Here is a 19,751-nt window from a genome sequence, read left to right as displayed (position 1 = left end):
TATGTTAAACAAACAAAAGATAGCTATAATTGGTCTTGGCATGGTTGGTTCAAGTATTGCATTTTCCTTAATGCAGGAAGGAATTTTTTCCGAAATAGTTTTAATAGATAAAGACAGAAAAAAAGCAAAGGGAGAGGCTATGGATTTAAGTCATGGGATACCTTTTTGTGAAAATATAAATATTTATGAAGGGGACTATGATGATATAAAGGATTGTTATGTAGTTATTATAACAGCAGGAGCAAATCAAGAAAAAGGGGAAACAAGAATTGACTTGATAGATAAAAATTTAAAAATATATAAGTCCATTATTCCAAATATTACAAAGACAAGTTTTGAAGGAATACTTCTTGTTGTTTCAAATCCAGTTGATATTTTAACTTATGTTACTCTAAAACTATCCGGATACGATAAAAAAAGAGTAATAGGAAGCGGAACGGTTCTCGACAGTGCAAGATTTCAGTATATGCTGGGAAGACACTTAAATGTTGACAGTAAAAGTATTCATGCATTTATTATAGGAGAACATGGAGACAGCGAGCTTGCTGTATGGGATAGTTCAGATATAGGAGGAATGAAAATAAATAACTTCTGTGAACTTCGGGGACATTTTAATCATGAAGAATCAATGAACGAAATATTTAGCGGTGTAAAAAACAGTGCATATGAGATAATTGAAAGAAAAGGTGCTACTTATTATGGTATTGCAATGGCCGTGAAAAGAATATGTACCGCTCTTGTAAAAGATGAACATTCCATTCTTCCTGTTTCAAGCTATATTGACGGTGAGTATGGACTAAAAGATATATGTATAAGTATTCCAAGTATAGTATGTATGGAAGGGATTGATAAAGTTTTGGAAATTCCTCTAAGCAAAAGGGAAAAAGAAAATTTATTTAATTCTGCATCTAAACTTAAAGATGTTTTAGAAAGTCTTAAATTGTAAAAAATCTTTTGTAAAAAAATAAAGGGGATAACCCTTTATTTTTTATAGTGTTCAATTGCTTCATCTACATCAAAAGTCATTTTTCCGTCATCAAAAACGAAGAAAGGAACTCCTATTGTACTTCTTTGTCTTACCTTTGCAAATTCGTTAAGATTATCTCTTAGTTTTAAAAATTCTTTCATTGAAGTTGTATCTTCAGTTATTTCAATAAGTTCATAATTAATGTTTTTTTCTTTTAAAAGTTTTTTTGCATTTATACAATCTATACAACTGTTCATACCATACATTTTAAAACTCATATTTAATACCTTCTTTCTGTTTTATATTATGTCATAAATTAAAATGTGATATTATTTAAAAACAAAATGTTTTTGTCCGTTATAACTTACTACATATAAACACATATCAACTATGATTTTTGCAAAATATACGTTTATTCCAAGATACATATTTACGCCCTTTGTAAGTATTCCGCTAAGTCCTGCAACTATAAATACCAAAACATAGTATTTAAACATTGTTTTGCCAACGTGACCGTCATTTTTAAAAACGAACTTTCTGTTTAAAGTATAATTAAACAGGGAAGAAATAAGCCTTGCAATGTATGTTGCGGTTATTGTGGGTATACCGATAAAAGTAAATAGGCAAAAACTTAAATAATCCAAAATTCCCGAAGAAGTAGAAGATAAAATATATTTTATAATTCTTTTATATACCCTGAAAGAATCCCTTAAAGTATCATAGTGAGAAGATTCGTTGTCGTTTATGTATACAACGCTTATTGGCTCTTGAATAACCTCAATATGTCTATTCTTAAGCTCAAGCAAGATATTCATTTCAAATTCATATCTTTCGCCTTCAATGTCTATTATTTTTTTAAGCATTTCAACACTAAATCCTCTAAGACCTGTTTGCGTGTCTACTATTTCATCTCCGTTATTTAAAAATTTGAAAATCTTTCTTGTTACTGTATTTCCAAATAAACTTCTAAGAGGTGTTGTTTTGTCAAAATGTCTAACACCCAAAATAAGTTTGTCGGGATTTTCATCTAATATTTTTTCGATATTCAAAATATCTTTTGGTAAATGTTGTCCGTCTGCATCAGCCGTAACAGCGCTTAAATTATGTTTAATACAATATTCAAATCCCGTTTTTAAGGCTCTTCCTTTACCTTTATTTTCTTCGTGAACAAGAACTGTACATCCCAAATCCTCGACTTGTTTAAAAATATCCTCAAATTCTTTTCCGCTTCCGTCATTTATAATGAGAATTTTCTCATCATGTTCAATTAATTCTTTTACAACTCCGATAAGTTTTTTATCGGGTTTGTAGGCAGGAATAAGAATAACAGGATTTATGTTTTCGTACTTCATAAATTCCCTACCTTTTAACATATGTCTTTTTTATATTTTACCAAAAAAACATAAAAAAATAAATGATAAAAAAAATTATAATTATTCTAAAAATTTTGATATAATATTTTAGTATTTAAAAAAGGGAGGCTTATAATGAACAATCAAAAAAATGGGGCAATATATATCGTTATGGCTGCTTTTTTATGGAGTTTAAACGGTGTACTTATAAAATACATTCCATGGGATGCAATGGCAATAAGCGGGGTTAGAGCATTTTTATCTACAATTACTTTAATTTTAATTAAAGGAAGCATGAATTTTAAAATAAATAAACACGTTATATGCGCCAGTATATCATATATTACAATGGGCATTTTATTTGTGTATGCAACAAAACTCACCACTGCCGCAAATGCAATAATACTTCAGTACACGGCTCCTATATTCGTTATAATTTTATCAATTATTTTCTTCAAAAGTTTCCCTACAAAAAAACAGGTGTTTACCGTTATACTTGCATTTATAGGTGTAATAATATTCTTTATGGAAAAAGTAGGTTCAGGAGCAATGCTTGGAAACATTCTTGCAATTCTTGCAGGGATCGGGTATTCAGGAGTATTTATCTTTAATTCATACGAAGATTCAAATACTTTAGATGCGACAATTTTAGGTAATGGTTTAATATTTTTAATTTCAGTACCGACATTACTTCAAAATAATCAGCCGGCTCTTGATATGGCAGGGGTGTTTGGAATAATTATTCTTGGTATATTCCAAATGGGTGTATCTTATGCTTTATTCTCAAAAGGAATAGAAAGAACGGAAAGCGTAGATGCTTCCTTAATTTCAATGTTAGAAGCTATATTAAATCCAATTTGGGTTGCTCTTGTAATAGGGGAAATCCCAAGTATAACGACTTTTATAGGTGGTGCACTTGTTTTAATAGCGGTTATGTATAATATTTTAAATGGCAAAAATGATAATTCTGGACTTGAAAATCAAGGTCAATGATGATATAATACATAAGGTATTTTGCCGATGTGGTGAAATTGGCAGACGCAACGGACTCAAAATCCGTCGATAGCAATATCGTGTGGGTTCGAATCCCACCATCGGCACCAGCTTGGATATATTACTGTAAAGCCTAATTGGTTTTACAGTTTTTTTATTTTATAAATATTTATTCAATATTTCAAAGTGCGGTCAAAAGTGCGGTATTTAATTAAACATATTTTTAATATGTAAGTAAATTATTTTGTGTTTATAAATATTCTTTTCAACTCAACTTAAAAATTTTCAATGCAAAATTATTTGAATAATAAATTTTATATAAACATTAAAGTTTGATATTTTAAATAATTTGATAACATGATATTATTTTGTAGCTTTATATTTATGTTAAATAAATCTTTTAAAGGAGAACTTATTATATGAAAGATTGTCATGTGCATACTAATCTGTCTCATGATGGAATATCTACATTCAAAGAGTACATCGAAACTTCTAAAGAAAAAAATGTTGATGAAATAACTTTCACTGAACATTGGGATGATTATACAGGTTTAGATACAAAATTAACAATGTTAGATGTGTCAGAATATAGAAAAGAATATTTAAAATATAAAGATGATTCTATATTAAAAACAAATTTTGGCATTGAAATAGGATTACAGCCAGATATTGTAGATAAAGTTGAAACAATGGTAAAGCAATATCCTTTTGATTTTGTTATAGGCTCATCTCATATTACTTGTAAAAAAGATATGGCAATGGATAAAAGTTTTTTTAGTGGTTTATCCAGAAAAGAATCTTATTTAAAATATTTTGAAGAAGTTTTTGAAAATATAAAATTATATAATGATTTTGATGTTTATGGTCATATTGATTATGTAGTAAGATATGGGGGATATTCTAAAAAGAAAATAGACTATGAAGAGTTTAGTGAAGTATTAGATGAAATATTACTATTACTAATAAAAAAAGATAAAGGAATAGAAGTTAATACTTCAGGGCTTAGATATAACCTAGGTAACCCGCATCCAAATTTTGATATAATCAGAAGATATAAACATTTAGGAGGAAAGATAATTACAGTAGGTTCAGATGCTCATAAGACTGATGATATTGCTAATAATTTTAATATTGTATTTGATATCCTTGAAGATATCGGCTTTAAAGAAATTGCATTTTATCATAATAGAAAACCTGATTTCTATAAAATTAGGCCTTTAAGATAATACAAATTTATTAAAACTTATATAAATGATAATATAATTTCTAAATTAGAATAAAAAAGGACTGCTTAGCAGTCCTTTTTTATTCACTTCTAAGGGCAAGAACAGGATCTTCTTTTGCCGCTTTTTTAGATGGAATTATTCCGCCTATTAATGTTAACACAATACTTAAAATTATAAGAATTATTGCTGCGCTAATAGGTAGGGAAGCTTTTACATTTGCTCCATCGGAAAGAATATATATAAGTTTATTTATAGGTATAAGTGCAAGTAATGAGATTCCAACACCTAAAACTCCCGCAAGAGCACCTATTATAATGGTTTCTGCATTGAATACCTGCGAAATATTTTTCTTTGAGGCTCCCATTGCTCTTAATATACCAATCTCTTTTTTCCTTTCAAGTACACTTATATAAGTTATTACACCAATCATAATGGAAGAAACAACAAGGGAAATAGATACAAAGGCTATAAGAACATAACTTACGGTGTCAACTATGTTTGTAACTGAACTCATTAGCGTTCCTACCATATCCGTAAATGAAATTACTTTATCTTCATTGCCTTCTTTTTCCATTCTTTCGTTATATTCGTTTAGTAAATTTGTTATTGATTTATTTCCTTCAAAATCTTTTGGATATATATCAATACCGCTTGGTTCATTAGGATTTGCATAGTTTAATTTCTTCAAGTTATTTTCATAAGTAACGCTTTCTTTTGAAAGAAGGGAAGTAAACAGTTCCGAAAGTTCCTCTTCGCTCATGTTCATTTTGAAAGCTCCCGCAAAAGTTGAAGGGTCGATACTTATGGCATTTGAAATTGATTCACTTAAACTTTGCATGCTTTTTTGCATTTGTGCTTGAATGGAATAACTTATTTGTCCTGTTACTTCACTCATGTATTTATCCATAATGGCGTTAACTTGTTCTTCCACGTTTTGTGATTTTATAATCTCTGATAAATTCTTTATTATGATTTGTCTTGCTTCGTCGGATTTAAGGTAATCATTTATTGACTGGACTAAATCATCAGAAGTACTTAAATCATTATCTTTTGCATATTCGCTATATCCGTCTAATACTTCAGAGAATATATTCTGCATTTCCTCATTTGAAATTGAACCGCCATTTTCTATTGTTTCATTAAGCCTTTTGTTTATAATATCATTAGCTTCACTTGAACTTAAATATTCTGAAAGTCCTTTACTTACTTTGTTTACGTCACTGTCAGGATTGTTTTTTAAGTATTCTTCATATCCCTCTAAAAGTTCTTTAATTATCTTTTGAGTGTCTTTATCGGTTATTGTAAAATCAATTTCATTTAAAATATCATTTAAGTCAAGTTCAGGCAGAGAGTTTTCATCAATAAGCCCGCTTAAATCACCAAAATCTACTTTAATCTTACTTTGGTCAAATTTAAAAGCAGACTGTAATGCATTTGTATCAACTTGCATTAGTGAGTTCATATCAAAAGCATTATCATTTCCTTCATCATCAAAACTTTTACCTGTAAATACGTTTATATCAGGATTTTCAAGTTGTTGTTTTACTATCTCACTGTTTTTGGCATTATCCATAACATGAGTTGTAAGGCTTTGTGGGTAACATATTCCCATTGATAACATCATGCTTGATGCATCTTCTTTAGGTTGTACTACTCCAACGATTTTTAAGTCTGCACCGTTTTTTACGACCTTTTTCATGTATTCTGTATTATCGGTTTTATCACGCCATAGGTTATAATTTGAATCATATTCATAACAGTCGCTGTTATCAACAAGTTTAAATGTTTTTCCTATTATATCATCATATGAGTATTCACCAAGATTTTTAGGAACAGTTACGTTTTTGTCATTTGAAAAATCTTTTACCCATTTATCAAGTTCGTCATAATCCCTAAGTCCCAAAGTATAAAGTAAAAAGTCGCTCATTCCGCCATTTGATGATAAAACAAGTACACATTCATTGTAATTTTCTGGCCATTTTCCCGCTTTTACATCGTATTGATTAATATATAAATTTTCATCACTTGGCATTTGGAAAAATACGTTTGTACTCATCATGCTTGACATAAAAGAGTTGTTTGAAGTTCCGGAGCCTATACCAAGACTTGTAAATGTTATATCAGGATTAACCTGTCTTATTTCATCGTCTTCCTGTAAATATATCTTAGGAGAAACATCGTATTTGTATTCTATATTTTTTGCATAGTTATCAATAGGACATTCATCGCTTTCTAAATATGCTTTTAGTGTTTTTAAATCGTTTGAGCCAATAGTTGAAAACATATTTGTAAGCTGTTTGTTTATTTTTATTTCTGAATCTTTTTGTTCGTTATTTGTATTTTGTATATTAATCATTGAAGTTAAATCAAAACCCGAACTTTGTATTTGTAAAGGGTATTCGGATAATGTTTCTTCTTCTATTGATTTAATATAGGAATTTACACCGTTTGATAATGAAAGTATCAATGCAATCCCAATTATACCAATTGAACCTGCAAATGAAGTAAGAATAGTTCTTCCTTTCTTTGTCTTTAAGTTGTTAAAACTTAAAGAAAGAGAAGTCAAGAAAGACATTGCTGTTTTACCAAATTTTTTATAAACAGATTCAACCTGGTTTTCTTCATTAATTTCAAAAGGGTCAGAATCTGAACGTATTTTACCATCTCTTAAATTTACAATACGGGTTGCATATCTTTCGGCAAGTTCTGGGTTATGGGTTACCATTACAACCAAACGGTCTTTTGCAACTTCTTTTAAAAGATCCATAACTTGTATGCTTGTTTCACTGTCAAGAGCTCCCGTAGGTTCGTCCGCAAGAACAATATCAGGGTTGTTTACAAGAGCCCTTGCAATTGCTACTCTTTGCATCTGTCCGCCTGATAATTGATTTGGCTTTTTGTGCATTTGCTCTTTAAGGCCTACTTGTTCAAGAGCCTTTATTGCTCTTTCTTTTCTTTCTGATTTGTCTATACCTGCAATGGTAAGAGCAAGCTCAACGTTTGAGAGTATTGTTTGGTGTGGTATTAAATTATAACTTTGAAATACAAATCCTATTGTATGATTACGGTAAGAATCCCAATCTCTGTCTTTGTATTCCTTTGTTGATACTTCATTTATTATCAAATCTCCGCTGTCATATCTATCAAGCCCTCCGATAATATTCAAAAGTGTTGTTTTACCGGAACCGCTCGGACCTAAAATTGCAACAAATTCGTTGTCTCTTAAATTCAAACTTACGTCGTCTAATGCTTTTTGAACTAAACTTCCGGTTTTATATTGTTTGCTTATATTTTTTATTTGAAGCACAACTAAACCTCCAATTTTATATTAAGAACCTATAAACTTATTTTACTTTAAAAAAAATTTTATATTTATAATATATGATGTAATTTTATCATATTTAAAAATAAGTTTATATAGTTTTAATTGAATATTAATTATCATTTTTTTTAAAAAAAGATAGGAGTATTTTTTACTATAAATAAAGTTGTGTTTTAAATTAAATAATAATTAAGAATTAATTAATGTTCTATGTAATATTGTCGATTTATGATACAATATTAAAATGTAAGGAGAATAATATATGGAAAAGATATGTCCAAAGTGTAAAAGCAAACATATTGAAGAAATGATATACGGTCTTATGTATTTTGAAGCTTGTGAAGCAATGGGGAAAGATGAAGGTTTTTACGGCGGATGTTTTGAAGATGAAAAAACAAGACCTGATTACATATGCCTTGACTGCGGACATAAATGGAAATAAATATCATATATTAAAAGATTACAATGAACATGGAAAAAGACCTGAACAGGACGTTTATAAGCACTGTTAACGTTCCTGCAGATACAAAAAATTATTTTATAGAACAAACAAAAGAATTTAAAGAAGCAATTATGATGTATGGATGTGCAATAAGAGAAGTTAAAACTAAACTTGAAGTTTTAAATGACGAACTTGCACTTAAAAGAGCTAACAGCCCAATAGAATTTATTAAGTCAAGAATTAAAAAACCTGAAAGCATAGCCGCAAAATTAAAAAAAGAAGGATATGAAGTATCCGTAGAATCAGCTATGGAACATCTAAATGATATTGCGGGAATAAGAATAGTTTGTTCTTTTATTGATGACATATATGCACTTGCAAAAATGATTGCAAAACAAGATGATATCACGGTTATAGCTGTAAAGGATTATATTAACAACCCTAAGGAAAACGGATATAGATCTTATCATATGATTGTCGAAATACCCGTGTTCTTTTCAGATAAAAAACAAAATTTAAGAGTTGAAATACAAATTAGAACAATAGCAATGGACTTTTGGGCAAGTTTGGAACATCAGCTTAAATACAAAAAAAATATAGAAGAAGAGGAAAAAATCATAAGTGAATTAAAAGAATGTGCAACCCTTATTTCTTATACAGATGTAAAAATGCAGGAAATAAGAGATAAAATTCATTTGGAAAACGAAGCATAATGCTTTTATTGACATATTTTTTATCTTGTGGTAGCATAGTTCTATAAATAAAATATACAGGGGAGCTTTTTGCTGAGAGGAATTTATTCGACCCTTAAACCTGATTTGGATAATGCCAACGTAGGAAGAAATAACAAGTAAATTTTAACGAGAATCCTAATTGGTTTCTCGTTTTTTTATATTAGGAGGAATGAAATGTTAAAAGAAATTTTGGAAAACGTAAAAAACAATACACCACTTGTACATAACATTACAAACTACGTAACTGTAAATGACTGTGCAAATATACTGCTTGCCTGTGGAGGTTCTCCGATAATGGCTGACGATGAAGGAGAAGTAGAAGAAATAACAAGTATTTGCAGCGGTTTAAATATAAACATAGGAACTTTAAATAAAAATACAATTCCTTCAATGTTACTTGCAGGGAAAAAAGCAAATGAACTTTCTCATCCTGTTATTCTTGACCCTGTAGGAGCAGGTGCTTCAACTCTTAGAACAAATACAGCAAATGAACTTTTGAATAACGTTAAATTTTCTGTAATAAAAGGTAATATTTCCGAAATTAAAACTCTTATGGCAGGAAGCGGTACAACAAAAGGGGTTGATGCCGATATAGCTGATAAAGTAACTGAAGAAAATATAGATGATGTAATAAAATCTTTAAAAGAATTTTCAAAACAAACAGGTGCTGTAATAATAGTTACGGGAGAAATTGATATTGTAACTAATGATAAAGATGCTTATATAATAAAAAACGGACATGCTGTGATGTCTTCTATAACAGGAACAGGATGTATGCTTTCAGCTCTTACTTGTGCTTATATATGTGCAAATAAAGATAATATGTTAAAAGCCTGCCTTGCAAGTGTTTGTTTAATGGGTTATGCAGGTGAAAAAGCATATGAAAAAATGGTTGAAACAAAAGCAGGTAACTCTTCATTTAGAAATTATTTAATTGATGCAATATACAATATGACAGGCGAAGAACTTGAAGAAGGTGCAAAATATGAACACAGATAAAAAAGATATGCTTCTATACGCTGTAACAGACAGAATGTGGAGCGAAGAAAATGGATTAAAACAGCAAATCAAAGAAGCTTTAGACGGTGGAATAACTTTTTTACAGCTTAGAGAAAAAGAATTAAATGATGAAGAATTCTTAAAAGAAGCTTTAGAAATAAAAGACATGGTAAAAAAATATAATATTCCTTTTGTAATCAATGATAACGTAGATGTTGCAATAAAATGTGATGCAGATGGAGTTCATGTAGGTCAAAGCGATATGAAAGCTACTGACGTTAGAAGTAAAATAGGTAAAGATAAAATCCTCGGAGTTTCAGCTCACACACTTGAAGAAGCTAAAGAAGCCGAAAGAATGGGCGCAGATTATCTTGGAGTTGGTGCGGTTTTTTCAACTTCAACAAAATTAGATGCCGATGATGTATCTTTTGAAACTCTAAAAAAAATATGTCAAAGCGTAAATATTCCCGTTGTTGCAATAGGGGGAATAAGTAAGGATAATATTTTAAAATTAAAAGGAAGCCATGTTGACGGTGTTGCGGTAGTTTCTGCAATTTTTGCAAGCAAAAATATAACTGAAGATACAAAAGAACTTTTAAGTCTATCTAAAGAAATGGTAAAAGGAGAATAATATGAAAAAGGTTTTAACAATTGCGGGTTCTGATTCAAGCGGAGGAGCCGGAATACAAGCCGATATAAAAACAATAACAGCTCATAAACTTTATGCGATGAGTGCAATAACAGCTCTAACAGCACAAAACACAACAGGAGTTTACGGTGTTTTAGATGCAGATGCAGACTTTGTAAAAAATCAAATTGATTGCATTTTTACTGATATACGACCTGACAGTGTGAAAATTGGTATGGTTTCAAACAGCGATATAATCAATACCATAGCAGATAAACTAATTGAATATAAAGCAGAAAATATTGTTGTTGATCCTGTAATGGTTGCAACAAGCGGAAGTAAGCTTATAAGTGATGAAGCAAAAGATACTTTAATAAACAGACTTCTTCCACTTGGAACAATAATCACTCCTAATATTCCTGAAGCTGAAGTTTTATCGGGTATGAGTATAAAAATTGACGAAGATATGATTAAAGCAGCAAAAGAAATATCTAAAAACATTGACAGTGCAATTCTTATAAAAGGCGGTCATTATGATAAAAACGCAAATGATCTTTTATATGATAATGGAGAAATTTTCTGGTTTAAGGGGGATAGAGTAGATACTAATAATACTCACGGAACAGGCTGTACTCTTTCTTCTGCAATTGCTTGTAATCTTGCAATGGGCTATTCTAAAGAAGAAAGCATTAAAAATGCAAAAGATTATATAACAGGAGCCCTAAAGGCAGGGTTAGATCTTGGAAAGGGAAGCGGACCTTTAAATCATATGTATAATTTATAAAGTAGAAACCTGTAAATATTTATATTTGCAGGTTTTTTATTATTTTAAGCATATAATTTATGTAGAGGAAATAATGTAAATTAAAATAATTCTAAAAAACGTGTTTGCATATGTTAACAAAAAGCAATTTATATGATAAAATGAATTAAATAAAAGAAGGGAGATGGAATATGAATAAAAAAGTCTTAATATGGATGAACTTAAAAAACAAAATCTTCCAATCGTTCTAAATTTTCAAGTTCAACATGTCCTCCATGCAGAGAAATGGAACCTACAATACATGATCTTGCAAAAGAGTATGAAGGTAAAATTATCATTAAAACAATTAACATAGATGCTAATGTCAGCGGTATAGAAGATTTTCCAATAAGAGTTACACCGACTATTTTCTTCTTTGATAAAAACGGCAAACCTTATTCTCCACCCCAGGCTTCGGGAGTAGATTTAATAAAATATACTTCAAAAGATACAAATGAACATTTATTTACTGCAAGAGAGGGAATATTAAGCGAAGAAGAATTCAGAGCAATATTTAAATATTTGGGAGTAGAATAATATGAATCAACTAATAGAAAGTTTATCAAACATAATAGCTTCAAGCTCTGCTTTTGCTCCATTATTTGCTTTTTTGGCAGGAATATTGGTTTCATTTACTCCATGTTCCTTATCCTCAATATCTTTGATAGTAGGTTATGTAGGGTTAAACAGCAAAAAAGAAACGAAAAATCTATTTTTATTAAGCGTTGTATTTGCTCTTGGAACAGCACTTACATTTACGCTTTTTGGCGTAGTTTTAGCACTGATAGGAAACATACTTTCTCTTTCAGGTAAATGGTTTTATATATTTCTTGGAATAATAATGGTTTTAATGGCTCTTCAAATATTGGAACTTTATAATTTTATACCCTCAACAAACTTGGTTTCAAAAAACGGTAAAACGGGATATATAGGAGCATTTATATGCGGTATACTTTCAGGTGTTTTTTCTTCTCCCTGCTCAACTCCCGCTTTGGTTGTTATTTTAAGCTTTGTTGCATCAAAGGGAAATTTATTAATGGGAATAATAATGTTATTTTGTTATTCTGTGGGACACGGTATATTAACAGTTCTTGTAGGTACCGGTATTGGATTTACAAAAAATTTGAACAAAAGCGAAAAATATGCAAAAGTACAGTTTGTAGTAAAAATATTGCTTTCAATTTTAATGCTTCTTATAGCTTTCTATATGTTCTATTTAAGCTTTTAAAGATACGTTATGTGTCTTTTTTATTTAAAATATTTGTAAAATTAAAGTAAATACTTTATGCTTTTTAATAATAATTAAGTTAAATTTTATATAATAGAAAGGCAAATTATATAAGATTAAAGACAGCAAAAAAATATTAAAAGTTTCGTTTGGTAATGTAAAAAACTTTAAAAATTTTCATATTTAATATATAATTAATTTTCAAAATACATTTTAGAAAGGCATAATATGAAATATTTTTATCAATTTTTAATTATTTGTTTAATAACTTTTGTAAGTGAGCTGTTAAATTATATAATACCGCTTCCGATTCCAAGCAGTATATACGGTCTTATAATAATGCTGATACTTCTAAAATCAAATATACTTAAATTAAGTTATATAAAAGACGTTGGCAGTTTTTTACTGGATACAATGCCTATAATGTTCGTTCCTATAGGTGTAGAAATAGTTACGTTATTTGCGGTTTTAAAGGAATTTTTATTTCCTATGACAATAATCGTTTTTGTAACTACAATTATTGTTATGGTTGTAACGGGGCATGTTTCACAATTTGTAATAAATAAAGATAAGGAGAATGTGAATAATGGAAATAATTAAAAATTCTCTTTATTTTGCGGTTTTGATAACAATACTTGGGTATTTTATAGGGGATATAATAAGAAAAAAAACAAAGTTAAATGTTTTTAATCCTATACTTATTGCCATTATTTTTGTAAGTATTGTATTAAGTGTTTTTAAAATTGACTATGATGTTTATTATGAGGGCGCAAAATATATAAGCTACTTCCTAACCCCTGCGACAATATGTCTTGCAATACCTTTATACGAAGAATTTGAAACCCTTAAACACAATTTTAAAGCAATTATAATAGGGATAACTGCAGGAGTACTCTCAAGTCTTGGAAGTATTTTATTGTTTTCATACTTATTTGCTTTGACTCATGAGCAATATGTTACTCTTCTTCCAAAGTCAATTACTACGGCAATAGGAATGACTGTAAGTGAACAATTCGGAGGAATTGCTTCAATAACGGTTGCCGTAATAATAATAACCGGAATACTTGGGAATTTAATGGGAGAATATATCCTAAAAATATTTAAGATTAAGCACCCAATATCTAAAGGGCTTGCAATAGGAACAGCTGCTCATGCAGTAGGAACAGCCAAGGCTCTTAAAATGGGAGAGGTTGAAGGGGCTATGAGCGGACTTTCCGTAGCCGTATCGGGACTTATAACTGTGGTTCTTGCGGGAGCATTCGTAAATTTTTTATAAAAGAGGTTTAACATTGAAAGTAATAATTTCACCTGCAAAGAAAATGAAAATAGCATATGATGAAAAAAAAGAAATTACAACCCCTGTATTTTTTAATAAGGCAAAACAGCTTGCTAAAATAATAAAGAAGTTTTCGCCTATGGAAATAGAAAGTATTATGAAAGTAAATCCTAAAATAGCAATGGAAACTTTTGTTTACTATAATGATTTCTTTGATTTTAAGCATGAAATACCTGCAATATTATCTTATAACGGTCTTCAATATACACATATAAAAGCAGAAGAATTTAAGGAAGAAGATTATGAGTTCGTAAACTCTACCATTAGGGTAATAAGCGGTTTATACGGTATATTAAAACCTTATGACGGTATTTGTCCCTATAGACTTGAAATGCAGTGTAAACTTGATATAGACGGTAAAAATTTATATAAATTCTGGGCAGACAGTATTTATAAGGAATTATATAAGGATAATGAAGAAGTAATCAATCTTGCCTCAAAGGAATATTCAAAAGTTATTACGCCATATTTAAAAGATGAAGACAAATTTATCACAGTTGATTTTAAGAGTTTTCATAAAGGGAAAATTAGAACTATTGCAACTGAAGCTAAAATGCTAAGAGGGGAAATGGTAAGGTATATAGTTGATAAAAAGATAAATAATAGTGATAAATTAAAAGAATTTTGTTATAATGGATATAGTTTTAGTGAAGAATATTCAAATGAAAATAATTTTGTTTTCTTCAAAATTTAAGGAGGGAATATTATGTTAGAACAAGGTATAAAAGCACCTGATTTTACACTTAATGATAAAGACGGAAAAGAAGTAAGTTTATCTGATTTTTTAGGAAAGAAAGTGGTTCTTTATTTCTATCCAAGGGATAATACTCCTGGATGTACAAAACAAGCCTGTGGATTTAGAGACAACTATGATAAATACAAAGATAACGACATTGTTGTAATCGGAATAAGCAAAGACAGTGAAAAGTCTCATTCTAATTTTATAAATAAACATGATTTACCTTTTATTCTTCTTTCAGACCCTGAACTTAAAGTAATTCAGTCTTATGATGTGTGGAAAGAAAAGAATATGTACGGTAAAAAAAGCATGGGTGTAGTAAGAACTACTTATATTATCGATGAACAAGGAAATATAGAAAAAGTTTATGGCAAAGTTAAAGCTGCAACAAATGCTGAAGATGTTCTTATGGATCTTGGCATAATGTAAAAAAGGACTGTTAGGTCCTTTTTTTATTTTATTTCCATATATGTTTCATAGTAATCGTACTTTTTACCCTCGAAATCCGTCATTAAATACTTTGCTATCATTTCTCCGGTTTCATAACCCATATCAGTTAAGTTTTTAATATGAAAATCTAAATTTGTATTTAGGTTATAATAATCTTGTTTTAAAATGAATTTTAAATATTTCTTATTTTTGTCTTTTTCTTTTGTCCAAAGAATTTTATCTTCTTTGTTTATATTATTTAATATAAAACCGTATTTCATTTCTTCGTTCTTTTCTTTATAAAATACAAAGTTTTCGGGAGAGTTTATATATTTTGAAAGAATTTTTTTGTTATTTATATCAAAGTTCACGATATATTTTATATTTTCTATTTTATCTGCTTTTTGATAAGTGTTATTTATAAGTTCATAATAAATTTGTATTTGATTAATTCTTTTTTCAATTAATGTTTTTGTATATTTTAGTTCGTTAATGCTTTTATCTATGTTTTCTTTGTTTTTGATTAAAACTTTTTCTATTTCTTTAACATTTTGATTTTCCATTTTTTTTATTTCTTTTATAGAAATATTTAGTTTCCTGTATAAAGCTATGTCAAGGATTTCAAATATAGATGAAACATCAAACTCTCTATAATCATTTTCTTTATTTCTTTTTAAGTTTATCAGCCCTTCGCTTTCCCAGTATCTTAGAGTTGATCTTGGTATATTTAGAATTTTGGAAATAAGCCCTATATTATATTTGTTTTCCATTTTATTACCTCAAAATTTATTTTATCTATATTATATATATTTTACTCTTGACATTCAAGTTACTTGAAGGTTTATAATGTTCAAAGTGAAATTATAAGGAGGAATGAATAATGAATAATAATATAGCAAAAGAATTTAATCTTATATCTTTAATTAAGTTTAGTTTTCCCACTATTATTATGATGCTGTTCATGTCTCTTTACACAATAGTTGACGGAGTATTTATATCAAGAATAGTAGGGGTTAACGGACTAAGTGCAATTAACATAATAGAACCTCTTTTAAATTTATTTTTCGGGGTTGGACTTATGTTCGGTACCGGAGGAAGTGCCATAATAGCAAAAAAGATAGGGCAGAAAAAAGACGAAGAAGCAAATGGAGATTTATCTCTTATTGTAATTACAATTGTTGTAATAAGCATGATAATGTCTATTTTTTCTGTATTATTTTTAGATAAAATAATAAATTTTTTAGGTGCAAGTGAAATATTATTTGGATATTGCCATGATTATTTGAACATATATTTAAGATTTGCTCCGCTTTTAATGCTTCAACTTGTATTTAGTAGCCTTTTTGTAACTGCCGGAAAGCCAAACTTAGGACTATTTTTTACTGTTCTTGCAGGAATAACAAACATAATACTTGATTATGTGTTTATGGTTCCTTTAAATATGGGAATAAAAGGTGCTGCATGGGGAACGGTTATTGGATATATGATTCCTGCAACATCGGGATTAATATTTTTTATAATAAACAAAAAAGGACTTCATTTCTCAAAGATAGATAAAAACCCTAAAGTAATAACTGAAGCTATGTTTAACGGTGCATCGGAAATGGTTGGGCATATTTCAATGTGTATTACAAACTGGATGTTTAATATATCATTAATGAAAATGCTTGGAGAAAACGGAGTTGCCGCAATATCATTGCTTCTTTATGCGCAGTTCTTGTTTAATTCAATTTATATGGGATTTTCAAGCGGGGTTGCTCCGATATTTAGTTATAACTTTGGAAGCGAAAATAAAAAACAGCTTCAAAAAGCCTTTAAAAACAGTATTAGAATAATTTTGGTATCTGTAATATGTATATTTATTCTATCATTGTTATTCTCATCTAAGGTTGTAACTATATTTATACCTGTAAACAGCGAAGTTTATCCAATAGCAACAAGAGCATATTTGTTATTCTCCATAACATTCTTGTTTTCAGGATTTAATATTTTTGCATCTGCAATGTTTACAGCTCTTTCAAACGGTAAGGTTTCAGCGATAATATCATTTATGAGAACATTCGTTTTTATATCAGGTGCAATTATGCTTCTTCCTTTATTTATAGGAGTTGACGGAATGTGGCTTGCAATACCGACAGCAGAGATACTTGCATTAATGGTTTCCTTGTTCTTCATAATTAAAGAAAAAAACAGATATAATTATATTTAATATTTAAAGGGGTAGAAATTAATTTATCCCTTTTTATTTGTGATATAATATTAAAATAGTTTATATTTTGGAGGAAAGTATGGCAATAGATTTAGTAAAAGAATATTTTGATAAATTTAATATGAAAGATAAAGTTATGGAGTTTGAAACTTCAAGTGCAACAGTAGAGCTTGCTGCAAAAGCACTTGGAACAACAGGAGCAAGAATTGCAAAAACTCTTTCTTTTTATGATAAAAATGAAGAAGAAGGAGGATGTATTCTTGTTGTTGCTGCAGGAGATGCTAAAATTGACAATAAAAAATTTAAAACAAGATTTTCACAAAAGGCAAAGATGTTATCTATGGAAGACGTTGAAAAATATACAAATCATAAAATAGGAGGTGTATGTCCTTTTGCAAACCCTGAAAAAGTAAAAACATATCTTGATGAATCTTTAAAAAGATTTGATACGGTATTTCCTGCTTGTGGAAGTTCTAATTCAGCAATAGAACTTAATATGGAAGATTTGTTTAAATATTCAAATGCTTTAGATTGGGTTGATGTTTGCAAGGACTGGTAATAATGGATTTTAAAATTGAACAATGGAATTTAAAATATGTAGATGATGTGGTAAAATACGCAAATAATAAACGTATTGCCGATAATTTAAGAGATATTTTTCCTTATCCTTATACAAGGGAAAATGCTGAATTTTTTATAAAAGACTGTATTAATAATGATATTAACAATATATTAAAAGCCATAACGGTAAACGGAAAAGCAGTGGGAAGCATATCCGTTATAAAACTAAATGATGTAAATAGAAAAACTGCAGAAATAGGATACTGAATAGGGGAAGAATTCCAAAATAAAGGAATAATGAAAAAAGCTGTAAAAATGGTTATAAAAGAAGCTTTTGAAAGAATGGATATAGTAAGAATTGAAGCAAAAATATTTGAAACAAACATTCCATCAAGAAAAGTTCTCCAAAATAACGGCTTTAAATTAGAAGGCAGAAAAGAAAAAAGCATATTTAAAAATGGTAAAATAATGGATAGCTTAATTTATGCAATTATAAAATAATATACATATGTCTTATAAAAAAGGATACTTCAAAGGGAAGTATTCTTTTTTTAGGAAAATTTTAGATTATGTTAACATAAAATTACTACTTATAATGATACAATATGAACAATTTATTAAGGATTACAGAGGAATGACATGCATTTTATAAAAGCTATATTTAAAGTGTTAACCATAGTATTTTTATTTTTTATTTATCAAGGTCTGGGGTATCCCGTTTAGTTAGTTTACCGTTATTTTATTTGTGTTTTGCAACATTACTTGTATGTAAAGCAGTTGAATTTAGAAAAAAGAGAATAAAATTAGGTTTTTTCCTTTGTATAACATTGTCAGTAATATTTTACATATTGTTACTCATTAACAGCATACATTTAATTTTAAAATAAGTATAAATCAGTATTGTAAAATAATATAATTCTAGCTATAATATATACGAACAAAAGTTCTAAAGGTGGTATATATGATAGTAAAAGAAATTGAATGTAAAAGTGCCATAAACAAGATTTCAAATTCAAGACTTCCTTATAGTCTGGATTTAAATATTTACAGAGGATGTTCTCATAAATGCAGTTATTGCTATGCTCTTTATTCAAATAGTTACTTAGGTTCAACTGACTTCTTTAATGAAATATTTGTAAAGAAGAATATTCTTGAAGTATTGGAAAAGGAACTTAGAAAGAAAAAAGACAATAAAATCATAAATATGGGAAGTGTAACGGATTCATATCAGCCTTTGGAAGAAAAATATGGACTAATGAGAGAAGTACTAAAACTTATGATTAAATATAATCAGCCAATTATAATTTCCACAAAGTCCGATTTGATTTTAAGGGATATTGATTTAATTGAAAAACTTTCAAAGAAAACGTATGTGAATATTGCTTCAACAATAACAGTAATGGACGAAAGAATTAGAAAATTAATCGAGCCTTATTCTAAAAGCAGTATTCAAAGGATAAATATGTTAAAAGAAATAGGAAAGACAAATGCAAATACTGCTATTCATATGATGCCAATTATTCCATATATTACAGATAGTATAGAAAATATAGATAAAATTTTTTATTTAGGAAAACAAATAAACGTAGATTATATTTTAACAGGTCCTTTAAACTTAAGAGGGCAGACGAGAAGTTATTTTCTTAATTTTATTAGAAAAAATTTTAGTGAAGAATATAAAAAAATAGAGAAACTCTATGAAAGTTCCTCTACTTTAAATAAAGAATATTTAACAAATCTTAATAAAAAGATATATTTTATAAGAAAGAAATATAATATTAGTT

22 protein-coding genes, 1 tRNA gene, 1 pseudogene and 1 riboswitch are annotated in these 19,751 nt (G+C 28.8%); of the genes and pseudogenes, 20 read left to right on the top strand and 4 right to left on the bottom strand.

Annotated elements, in window-relative coordinates; translation table 11 throughout:
* Position 1 precedes the first annotated feature (1 nt).
* The gene (locus ACTQYZ_RS08270; RefSeq protein WP_441416375.1) at positions 2-946 is read left to right on the top strand and encodes an L-lactate dehydrogenase; all 945 of its coding nucleotides are present in this window, start codon (positions 2-4) and stop codon (positions 944-946) included.
* Positions 947-981: 35 nt separating this feature from the next.
* Here the strand turns inward: ACTQYZ_RS08270 and ACTQYZ_RS08265 are convergent, their stop codons facing one another.
* Together ACTQYZ_RS08265 and ACTQYZ_RS08260 are read right to left on the bottom strand one after the other, a co-directional pair.
* Positions 982-1,245 carry a glutaredoxin domain-containing protein gene (locus tag ACTQYZ_RS08265; protein ID WP_253229242.1) on the bottom strand — a complete coding sequence of 88 codons (264 nt, stop codon included), beginning with the start codon at positions 1,243-1,245 and terminating at the stop codon, positions 982-984.
* A 51-nt stretch (positions 1,246-1,296) separates the two neighbouring features.
* The gene (locus tag ACTQYZ_RS08260) at positions 1,297-2,319 is read right to left on the bottom strand and encodes a glycosyltransferase (protein WP_441416374.1); all 1,023 of its coding nucleotides are present in this window, start codon (positions 2,317-2,319) and stop codon (positions 1,297-1,299) included.
* 135 nt (positions 2,320-2,454) lie between these two features.
* Here ACTQYZ_RS08260 and ACTQYZ_RS08255 point away from each other — a divergent pair, with 135 nt between their 5' ends.
* The 3 genes from ACTQYZ_RS08255 to ACTQYZ_RS08245 all read left to right on the top strand — a co-directional run bounded on the left by ACTQYZ_RS08255 (position 2,455) and on the right by ACTQYZ_RS08245 (position 4,538).
* Positions 2,455-3,312 (top strand): DMT family transporter, encoded by an 858-nt coding sequence (locus ACTQYZ_RS08255; protein WP_329380298.1) that lies wholly within the window; start codon positions 2,455-2,457, stop codon positions 3,310-3,312.
* Between the two features lie 23 nt (positions 3,313-3,335).
* Positions 3,336-3,422, top strand: a tRNA-Leu gene (locus ACTQYZ_RS08250).
* A 309-nt stretch (positions 3,423-3,731) separates the two neighbouring features.
* The gene (locus tag ACTQYZ_RS08245) at positions 3,732-4,538 is read left to right on the top strand and encodes a histidinol-phosphatase HisJ family protein (protein WP_441416373.1); all 807 of its coding nucleotides are present in this window, start codon (positions 3,732-3,734) and stop codon (positions 4,536-4,538) included.
* A 79-nt stretch (positions 4,539-4,617) separates the two neighbouring features.
* On the opposite strand, the gene ACTQYZ_RS08240 is transcribed toward ACTQYZ_RS08245, so the two are convergent.
* Positions 4,618-7,845, bottom strand: a complete 3,228-nt coding sequence (locus ACTQYZ_RS08240) for an ABC transporter ATP-binding protein/permease (protein WP_441416372.1) — start codon at positions 7,843-7,845, stop codon at positions 4,618-4,620.
* 277 nt (positions 7,846-8,122) lie between these two features.
* Here ACTQYZ_RS08240 and ACTQYZ_RS08235 point away from each other — a divergent pair, with 277 nt between their 5' ends.
* The 11 genes and pseudogenes from ACTQYZ_RS08235 to bcp all read left to right on the top strand — a co-directional run bounded on the left by ACTQYZ_RS08235 (position 8,123) and on the right by bcp (position 15,197).
* Complete coding sequence (locus ACTQYZ_RS08235) at positions 8,123-8,302, top strand: hypothetical protein (protein ID WP_138269495.1); 180 nt, start codon at positions 8,123-8,125, stop codon at positions 8,300-8,302.
* Positions 8,303-8,325: 23 nt separating this feature from the next.
* Complete coding sequence (locus ACTQYZ_RS08230) at positions 8,326-9,015, top strand: GTP pyrophosphokinase (RefSeq protein ID WP_441021537.1); 690 nt, start codon at positions 8,326-8,328, stop codon at positions 9,013-9,015.
* A gap of 48 nt (positions 9,016-9,063) precedes the next feature.
* A riboswitch (TPP riboswitch) is annotated at positions 9,064-9,160 on the top strand.
* 50 nt (positions 9,161-9,210) lie between these two features.
* Positions 9,211-10,035, top strand: coding sequence for a hydroxyethylthiazole kinase (gene thiM / locus ACTQYZ_RS08225; RefSeq protein ID WP_441021535.1), 825 nt, complete (start codon positions 9,211-9,213; stop codon positions 10,033-10,035).
* Positions 10,022-10,666 carry a thiamine phosphate synthase gene (thiE, locus tag ACTQYZ_RS08220; protein ID WP_441021533.1) on the top strand — a complete coding sequence of 215 codons (645 nt, stop codon included), beginning with the start codon at positions 10,022-10,024 and terminating at the stop codon, positions 10,664-10,666. Before thiM ends, thiE begins: the two co-directional genes overlap by 14 nt.
* 1 nt (position 10,667) lies before the next feature.
* The gene (gene thiD / locus ACTQYZ_RS08215) at positions 10,668-11,447 is read left to right on the top strand and encodes a bifunctional hydroxymethylpyrimidine kinase/phosphomethylpyrimidine kinase (protein WP_441021531.1); all 780 of its coding nucleotides are present in this window, start codon (positions 10,668-10,670) and stop codon (positions 11,445-11,447) included.
* 240 nt (positions 11,448-11,687) lie between these two features.
* Positions 11,688-12,002: pseudogene (locus ACTQYZ_RS08210) on the top strand (thioredoxin family protein); the annotation flags it as partial.
* Between the two features lies 1 nt (position 12,003).
* The gene (locus ACTQYZ_RS08205) at positions 12,004-12,693 is read left to right on the top strand and encodes a cytochrome c biogenesis protein CcdA (protein WP_441021529.1); all 690 of its coding nucleotides are present in this window, start codon (positions 12,004-12,006) and stop codon (positions 12,691-12,693) included.
* Between the two features lie 228 nt (positions 12,694-12,921).
* Positions 12,922-13,293 carry a CidA/LrgA family protein gene (locus ACTQYZ_RS08200; protein ID WP_441021527.1) on the top strand — a complete coding sequence of 124 codons (372 nt, stop codon included), beginning with the start codon at positions 12,922-12,924 and terminating at the stop codon, positions 13,291-13,293.
* Positions 13,280-13,969, top strand: a complete 690-nt coding sequence (locus tag ACTQYZ_RS08195) for an LrgB family protein (RefSeq protein WP_441021525.1) — start codon at positions 13,280-13,282, stop codon at positions 13,967-13,969. The genes ACTQYZ_RS08200 and ACTQYZ_RS08195 overlap by 14 nt, the downstream gene beginning before the upstream one ends.
* A 13-nt stretch (positions 13,970-13,982) precedes the next feature.
* The gene (gene yaaA / locus ACTQYZ_RS08190; RefSeq protein WP_138269486.1) at positions 13,983-14,723 is read left to right on the top strand and encodes a peroxide stress protein YaaA; all 741 of its coding nucleotides are present in this window, start codon (positions 13,983-13,985) and stop codon (positions 14,721-14,723) included.
* A 12-nt stretch (positions 14,724-14,735) separates the two neighbouring features.
* Entirely contained in the window at positions 14,736-15,197 is a 462-nt protein-coding gene (gene bcp, locus ACTQYZ_RS08185; protein ID WP_441021523.1) for a thioredoxin-dependent thiol peroxidase, read from the top strand.
* 23 nt (positions 15,198-15,220) lie between these two features.
* On the opposite strand, the gene ACTQYZ_RS08180 is transcribed toward bcp, so the two are convergent.
* Positions 15,221-15,967, bottom strand: a complete 747-nt coding sequence (locus tag ACTQYZ_RS08180) for a MerR family transcriptional regulator (RefSeq protein ID WP_441021521.1) — start codon at positions 15,965-15,967, stop codon at positions 15,221-15,223.
* A 110-nt stretch (positions 15,968-16,077) separates the two neighbouring features.
* On the opposite strand from ACTQYZ_RS08180, the gene ACTQYZ_RS08175 reads away from it, so the two are divergent.
* The 5 genes from ACTQYZ_RS08175 to ACTQYZ_RS08155 form a co-directional block, all read left to right on the top strand.
* A complete protein-coding gene (locus ACTQYZ_RS08175) occupies positions 16,078-17,406 on the top strand; it encodes an MATE family efflux transporter (RefSeq protein ID WP_441021519.1) in 1,329 nt (442 codons plus the stop codon).
* A 79-nt stretch (positions 17,407-17,485) separates the two neighbouring features.
* Positions 17,486-17,965 (top strand): YbaK/EbsC family protein, encoded by a 480-nt coding sequence (locus ACTQYZ_RS08170; protein WP_138269531.1) that lies wholly within the window; start codon positions 17,486-17,488, stop codon positions 17,963-17,965.
* A gap of 2 nt (positions 17,966-17,967) precedes the next feature.
* Positions 17,968-18,234: a hypothetical protein gene (locus ACTQYZ_RS08165; protein ID WP_441021517.1), complete on the top strand. Its 267-nt coding sequence runs from the start codon at positions 17,968-17,970 to the stop codon at positions 18,232-18,234.
* A complete protein-coding gene (locus ACTQYZ_RS08160) occupies positions 18,235-18,468 on the top strand; it encodes a GNAT family N-acetyltransferase (protein ID WP_441022044.1) in 234 nt (77 codons plus the stop codon).
* A gap of 460 nt (positions 18,469-18,928) precedes the next feature.
* The coding region (locus ACTQYZ_RS08155) for an SPL family radical SAM protein (protein WP_441416371.1) at positions 18,929-19,751 on the top strand (823 nt) is incomplete at its 3' end.

It is taken from the genome of Anaerofustis sp. LCP19S3_F7, assembly GCF_052119445.1.
Lineage (GTDB): Bacteria > Bacillota > Clostridia > Eubacteriales > Anaerofustaceae > Anaerofustis > Anaerofustis butyriciformans.
This window is presented reverse-complemented; position numbering and strand designations above follow the sequence as displayed.